Source organism: Vibrio sp. ZOR0018, assembly GCF_963865925.1.
GTDB classification, from domain to species: Bacteria; Pseudomonadota; Gammaproteobacteria; order Enterobacterales; family Vibrionaceae; genus Vibrio; species Vibrio anguillarum.
This window is the reverse complement of sequence record NZ_CAWMCN010000160.1, coordinates 1-835: the sequence shown is the minus strand read 5'-3', so window position 1 is coordinate 835 and position 835 is coordinate 1. Positions and strand designations below refer to the sequence as shown.

At 42.8% G+C, this 835-nt stretch carries 1 pseudogene; it reads left to right on the top strand.

The window, feature by feature from the left end:
* Nucleotides 1-76: 76 nt before the first annotated feature.
* Nucleotides 77-835: pseudogene (locus AACR75_RS17830) on the top strand (IS4 family transposase); the annotation flags it as partial.

Below are 835 nucleotides of genomic sequence, written 5' to 3'. Positions count from 1 at the left end.
ATGTGAGGGATTTTTTTTGAACTAAATTCTTGCTTCACGATCAAATCTTTAACGGACTTAGTTGAGGACTCCTGAGATGATAAAAAGTAATAACGATTGGGCTGAAGAACAATTTGGGCATGCTAAACTTGGAGACCCAAGAAGAACGGCTAGACTCGTAAAAATGGCTTCAGATTTAGCTCAGCATCCGGGCAAATCAGTAGTCAAATCTTCCCCTTCACCAGCAAGCATGGAGGGCGCTTACCGGTTTATTCGCAACGATAATGTTTCCTCAGACGATATTGCTGAGGCCGATTTTAATGCAACAGTCAATCAAGTTCACCATTATCCTCTCCTTCTCGCGATAGAAGATACAACCACCTTAAGCTACAAGCATCGTTCTATTCGAACTGACTTAGGGCATGTGAACCAAGGTAATCGCTATCGTGGTCTGCTGGCTCATAGTATTTTGTTGTTTGCTCCTGACAAACTTGACGTTGTTGGTCTAATTGAACAACAAAGATGGACGAGAAACATCAAGACTCGGGGCATCCGCCGTCAGGATTTAAACGACCTTATGAAGAAAAAGAAGGTTATAAATGGGAAAGAGCATCTCGTAATATGGCTTCCCGTTTAGGAACATAGATGGCTAACGTGATATCGGTTTGCGACCGTGAAGCCGATATCTACGACTACCTCATATACAAAATAGCCAACCAACAACGTTTTGTTGTGCGATCAATGATGAGTCGCCACATAGAAGAAGGGGCAGACAAGCTTTATCACTTTGCGTCTGAGCTTAAGAGTGTGAAAAAACGACAAATACAGATAGCTCAAAGAGGTGGTCGTAAAGCCC